Source organism: Kineococcus sp. AC630 (assembly GCF_979255925.1).
Genome location: NZ_CEEDMJ010000095.1, coordinates 1 through 261 on the forward strand (window position 1 = coordinate 1; position 261 = coordinate 261).

A 261-nucleotide genomic window follows, 5' to 3' on the forward strand; every position below is an offset into this window, starting at 1 on the left:
CGTCGTGGGCCGCGGGGGGGCCTTCGTCCGTGACGCGTGCCAGGACCGCCTCGCCGACGACGCGGCCGTGGAGCGGGCCAGCGGGCTCGAGGTCCTGGCGGAGGTGCCGGTCGAGCCCGGGCGCTCCGAACCGGGTGGCGCACGCCAGCTCCCCCTGCCCCCCCGGGGAGCGTTGGCCGACGCGGTGCGGGGGTTGCGCGCCGTGCTCGTCGTGACCGGGGGAGACGCCGCCTCGACGCTGTTGGTGGCGAGCCCGACGCC

The 261-nt window shown here is 79.3% G+C and carries 1 protein-coding gene; it reads left to right on the top strand.

The features are described 5' to 3' along the window. Window positions 1–261: hypothetical protein (locus AC0I8G_RS25990; protein ID WP_471732519.1), on the top strand; the 261-nt coding region annotated here is incomplete at both ends.